This window comes from Hansschlegelia beijingensis (assembly GCF_045505405.1).
Taxonomy (GTDB): domain Bacteria; phylum Pseudomonadota; class Alphaproteobacteria; order Rhizobiales; family Methylopilaceae; genus Methylopila; species Methylopila beijingensis_A.
Genome location: NZ_JBJKEX010000196.1, coordinates 1 through 5,626 on the forward strand (window position 1 = coordinate 1; position 5,626 = coordinate 5,626).

At 58.8% G+C, this 5,626-nt stretch carries 3 protein-coding genes and 1 pseudogene; 3 read left to right on the forward strand and 1 reads right to left on the reverse strand.

Going from position 1 to position 5,626, the window contains the following annotated elements; translation table 11 throughout:
- Positions 1 to 633 precede the first annotated feature (633 nt).
- The 3 genes and pseudogenes from ACIKT0_RS12095 to ACIKT0_RS12105 all read left to right on the forward strand — a co-directional run.
- Entirely contained in the window at positions 634 to 1,473 is an 840-nt protein-coding gene (locus ACIKT0_RS12095) for a polysaccharide pyruvyl transferase family protein (RefSeq protein WP_407105577.1), read from the forward strand.
- A gap of 527 nt (positions 1,474 to 2,000) precedes the next feature.
- A complete protein-coding gene (locus ACIKT0_RS12100; RefSeq protein ID WP_407105578.1) occupies positions 2,001 to 4,796 on the forward strand; it encodes an FAD-dependent oxidoreductase in 2,796 nt (931 codons plus the stop codon).
- A gap of 31 nt (positions 4,797 to 4,827) precedes the next feature.
- Positions 4,828 to 5,369: pseudogene (locus ACIKT0_RS12105) on the forward strand (integrase core domain-containing protein); the annotation flags it as partial.
- Between the two features lie 13 nt (positions 5,370 to 5,382).
- Here ACIKT0_RS12105 and ACIKT0_RS12110 read toward each other — a convergent pair.
- On the reverse strand, positions 5,383 to 5,626 hold a 244-nt coding region (locus tag ACIKT0_RS12110), incomplete at its 5' end, for an integrase core domain-containing protein (protein ID WP_407105579.1).

Here is a 5,626-nt window from a genome sequence, read left to right on the forward strand (position 1 = left end):
GCTCGAACCCATCGGCAACATCCCGCCAGCCGAAGCAGAAGAGCGCTATTACGCAATGCTGAGCGAGCCGGCTATCGCGGCGTGACTCAAACGAAGCGGCCTCCGGAGAATCCGGAGCGGTTCACTCCGGTCAGCCGGTCTGAGCTTGGGCCAAGGCTTCGCGTGACCCTCGTGCACCAGGATCGCGCCACGTCCTTGCCGTCCACGAGCACGACCGCCACCGTGCGGCCGCAGCGGCCGCCGCCGGTGCGCTAAGTTACGACCGTCCCGCGCCCTTTGATGTCTCCCAGCCTTTCTTAGCCGCTTCCGCGCGGAAGAGCTCGAGCGGGCATTTCGCGGACCGGAGCTCCGGCGCGTCGATCGGGCCCGCATCTGAGCGGAGGCGGATGCGTGGGCCGTTGATGGCGATGCGATCCCTGTCGATCAGCCGCAGAGGAGGGGACCAATGCGATGAAGCAACGCGACTTTGATCATTGCCGGATCCTTAGCGCTCAAGCGGTGCGGATCGACAGCCCCTCTTCCCTAAAGAGCCTGTAGACGCGCTTGGGAATAGCGCCATAGGTTGCCAGGTCGACCCGCCATGTTTACGTTGCGCCAAGAGGCGTCTCAAACCTCGTTTGGCAGGGATTCGGCATGGACGATCTTCACTTAGTCGATGGAAAGGTTCCTCTAGTGTGGTGGGACCAGACCAGCAACTTCGGTGACCTATTATCGCCATGGATCGTCAGGAAGCTTAGCGGACATGACGTCGTTTTGGCCGATCGAACACGGCCGCATTATCTCGCCATCGGGTCCGTGCTGGACAAGGCGAACGACAAATCGATCGTCTGGGGCTCGGGGTCGTTCGGCACCGAGAGCCGCAGTCACATGCCCCGTGGTGCTCAGTATCTCGCGTTCAGGGGGCCGTTGACCCGGAACAAGATCGACACGGCAAAACTCAATGCGCCGCGAATTTATGGTGACCCTGCGCTGCTTGTTCCGATGTTTCACAAGCGGACGCGGGAGCCGAGCCACGAACTTGGTGTGATCGTCAGGTGGTCGGAGCCGAGACTGCGCGACGGATTGAACCTCGAAGGCGTGAAGAAGATCGACTTCTCGCGCGGCGATATCGAAGCAGTGCTGGACGACATCCTTGACTGTAAGCGCATCTTGTCATCGTCGCTGCACGGGCTGATCATCGCAGACGCCTACGGCATCCCGAATGCCTGGAAGGTGACGAATTCCCCTAAGGGACGCGAGTTCAAGTTCTGGGATTACTTCTTGTCGGTAGGGAAGCTGCGCGATCCCTGCACCTTCAAGCTTCTCCAGCCTAACATGAGCTGGCATCGGATCGTGGAAGAGGTCGAGTTTGACGGCCGGCCTATAGTCTTGGATCTGCAGCGGCTACTGGCCGTGTGCCCGTTCAACTCGATGGGGCTGACCCTTCACAAAAAGCCGCCCACGATCCCTGCGCCCCAACTGGTTAGCGGCTAAAACCCTGCCGCTCGAAAGCTACGAACGCTTTGTTCCCGAGGCCCCACGGCCTGCTTCACTGCTCCGGCGCGCTTAGCCCCCGCGGCCTCATCGATTGCGAGCGGCTGAGGGTTCTCCTTGGTTAGCCGGTGGGCCCCGGTCACGCGCATGGCGAGGGACGTCGCCAAGCGCGGAGGCCGCGGGCGCTGGCGGCGCCCCATCCGCTGTCGAACGCCAGGTGCGGGCCGATCTCGGAAAGGTCCCGCGCGGCCACGCCGTTGTCGAGCGCGAGCGCAAAGACGGCATCTCGCTTGAGTGGGTGGCCCTGGATGGAGACCTCCACCTTTCCTCGCCGATTTCGACGGTCCTTCAGGTTGTTGGGATGGCTGAAGAACGCCTCCCCCCATTGCGGCGACGGAACGTCACGAGCCAGCCGAGTCTGCCGCGGGAGCCGTGGAGAACCCGAGCCTCACAACAGCAGGTCCATTGCCTGTCTAGCTCAAGTGCCATAATGCGTCTTGGACGAGCAAACCGGTGGGAAACGACAGTTGGCCAGCATCTGCCTGAATTTTGACGCCATATTCTACGGAGCAACTTCTGCCGCAGTGGTCGGCGCATACGAGGTGAGGCGACAGGGTTTCAGCGCTGCGATCGTTGGCGGTTGGCGAGAGCGCCACCTTGGTGGGATGATGTCAGGGGGGTTAGGGGGGTCAGATGTTCTAAAGACCAGTGCATACGGTGGATTGGCTACCGAGGTCATCGATCGGATAAATCAGAAATCCGAGCGCAAACGACATGAGTGGAGGTTCGAGCCCAGACACGCGCAGTCCACGTTCGAAGAGATGGTTCGCGAAGCAGGGATACCCGTGTTCTGGTCGGACGGGGTCAGCAATGTTTTGCGCGAAGGCCTAAACGTTCGCTCGATCCAGACCGTTGACGGGCAAGCTTTTGGGGCTCGCGTTTTTATCGACTGCTCTTACGAAGGCGACCTCCTAGCGCTCGCTGGCATATCCTTTGCTGTCGGTAGAGAGGCCGCTAACGGAGACAATCAGCTCAACGGGTTCCGGGGAGAAATTCGGGAAGAGGGCGGGGCCAGGCATAATTGGACGGGAACTGCGGCCAACGTCGACCCGTTTGTTCAGCCCGGCAACCCTGCTTCCGGGCTTCTTCCTGGCGTCACAGCCCGGCCGAACGTCGCTATCGGCGCAGCTGATCATTCGGTACAGTCGTATTGCTTCAGGATGGTCATGACCACCAGCCGGAAGCGGCGGATACCTCTTCCAGCCGAAGTTCCGGAGAATTTCCGGCCCGAGGATTACGAGCTTCTATTCCGTAGATGTGATGCACTAACAAAGTCGGGCGCTATATTTGGGGTCGACTACTCATTAAGCAGCCATTTCTTTCTTTTTAAGAGAATTGCACGGAAGGTGTTCGACGTAAACAACAAGGGGCCGTTTTCGCTAGACCTCGTCGGTGGATCTCACCAATATGTGCTCGCCAGCTATGCTGAGCGAGAAGCGATCTGGAAGAAGCACGAGTTATATACGAGAGGATTATTTTACGCCCTTCAACATCATCCAGACCCCCGGGTCCCAACAGCCTTGCGCGACCGTGTTCGCTTGCTTGGGCTAGATTCTCTGCACTTTGATAAGCCATCAAACCGTGATCGCGCTCACTGGCCATACCAGCTATATGTCCGCGAAGCGCGCCGGATGGTGTCTGATTTTGTTCTGACAGGGCGTGACTTGGAGCCGCCGGTATCACGATCCGGGCGCTCAAACGCGATCATCGCCAACGGCGCGTATCGCAAGGACTCTCACCATGGGCAGCGGTATGCGTACCATTCGAACGGACACTGGAGCCTCTGGAACGAGGGGCTGTTTGAGGTTCACGTTGGGGCGAACGGAGTATTCCCCGTTCCCTATGAGTGTATTGTTCCTAGCCGAGGCGAATCCGCGAACCTCTTTGTAGCGTTCTGCGGCTCAGCCACTCACGAGGCATTTGGGGCGTTGCGAATGGAGCCAACGCTCATGGCAATTGGCCAAGCAATCGGTATGGCCGCAAGCATCATTCTAGGCTCTGAAAGGCCAATGGTGGTCCAAGACGTTCCCTACGCGGAGCTAAGGCAGCGCCTTCTTCAGGCGCCAGGTAGGAAGCCGCCCGTTCTTGATGGCTGGTCCGATCTCATGCAGGGTCCCAAGTTTGAGCCAGACCCGCCGCTTGACCCTGTCGTCGCTAAATCGCTGTGTGGAATGCCGGTCGACGTAAAACTTCCCGAGAGGCACGCCGCGCTCATTTCATACAATCAGAAGTTCCTTGATCGCGAGGCGTCAAGCCACCGCCTTAAACTCGAACGGAAAAGGGCAGCGGCAGGAATTTTCAGGATCGGCCGGCACCGCGGAAAACTTGTGGTCGCCGGACGCGTCCCACCTACGACATCAGAAGTGTTCATCTCGGTCAACGATCATCTAATAAAGGTCGTCAGGACAGCACCCCTTTCAACCAATCCTCAAATCTATAAATTTTGGTTTGCCTTTGGGGGTTCGACCTTGAAACGACTCCCCGAGTCGCTCGTTATAAGGGTCTCATCAGCACAGGGGATGCTTAGAGCGAACTCAGGTGCAGGCGGGATCGCCGAACCAAACCCCCGGGGAAACGGCAGGCTTTTCCGTGCCATTGCGCGAGGATGGACGATCGATAAATGGGGACAAATAGCCCTGCCGATCGCACACAAGGCCGAGTGGAAGCACTCAGCGCTTGATGCCTATCAAGAATTTCAGGAATATTTTCGCAAGACCTTTAATAAGGACCTTTATTTTGTGGCGGGGACTTTGCTGGGTGCCGTCCGAGAGGGCGATTTCATTGCGCACGACGACGACATGGATGTCGGTTATTTCTCGACAAAGGCGTCAGCGGAAGAAGTTCGTGATGAAATGTTCGAAATTCTCTATCAACTCCGATCAGACGGGTGGCCAACAAAAATCGGATCGAACCGAGCCTTCTTCAAGACAGGGTCAAAGGCCGCAATGTTCGACGTCTTTCCAGCCTGGTTCGAAAATGGCTATGTATGGATGCCGAACTCGCAGATGATGGCAGCCGGTCCTGAACTGATGGTTCCCGCTGTGAAGTCAGAGTTCCTCGGAAAAGAAGTTTTCTTTCCTCATCACGCAGAGGCCTACCTAGCTCACCACTACGGGGCGACCTGGCAGACGCCAGATAAACATTATCAGGAGGTCAAAGCGCATGGTGTCCTGGCGGGTCTGGTGCGTGCTCGCCTTACTGAGGACCAAGTTCGTGAACTGCAATCACTGTCCGCGAGTGCGTCGAGTGGGAGTGATACGTGATTGTCGCAATGCGAGGGATGGGATTAGGCTCTATATCGAAGAGGGGCTGTCGATCCGGACCAAGCTGCCTCGGCGCAAGCGTGCCTGGCGCTACCGAGTCGGTCGGCTGGAGATCGCGGCGCCGAACGACGGCTGGTGGCCTTCATGTCGGACGCCTTGTCCGACGGCCGGCCATTCAGGTTGCTGACTGCTGTTCTCGAGAGCGGCTCATAACGGTTCCGAGGGCCAACCTTTTGAGCCTTCCACGGCGTGCAGATTCTCGATCGGCTTGCGGCCGACCGCGGCAAGCCGAAGACAATCCGCGTTACAACCGCCGGAGTTTGCGGGCCGGTTGCTCGATCAGTCGGCCTACCTCAATGGCGTCGAGCTCGACTTCTCAAGGGTCGGAAAGGCCGGCCGACATCGCCTTCATCGAGGCATTCAACGCACGCGTCCGGGCTAAATGCCTCAACGCCAGCTGGTTCCTGTCGCCGCCCGACGCTTCGCGACCGCATCGAAGCCTGGCGGATCGACGACAACACTGAACAGCCCCACTCGGCCCATGGTCACTTGATGCCAAAGGCCTTCGCTCACTGGAGTGGGCCCCTTAAGCCGGACAGCGATCAGACTCCGTTTGGACCGTCTGCCGGGCGTGGTGATCCTCGAACTGGCGCGGGCTGAGGTAGCCGAGCGCCGAGTGAAGCCTCTTGGCGTTGTAGACGTGGTCGATGAAGGTCGGAAGGCTCTCGGCGACGTCGGTGAAGGTCTCGTAAGCCATCGGATAGACTGCCTCCGCCTTGAGCGTCTTCATGAAGCTCTCCGCTTTGGCGTTGTCGTAAGGGTTGCCGCGT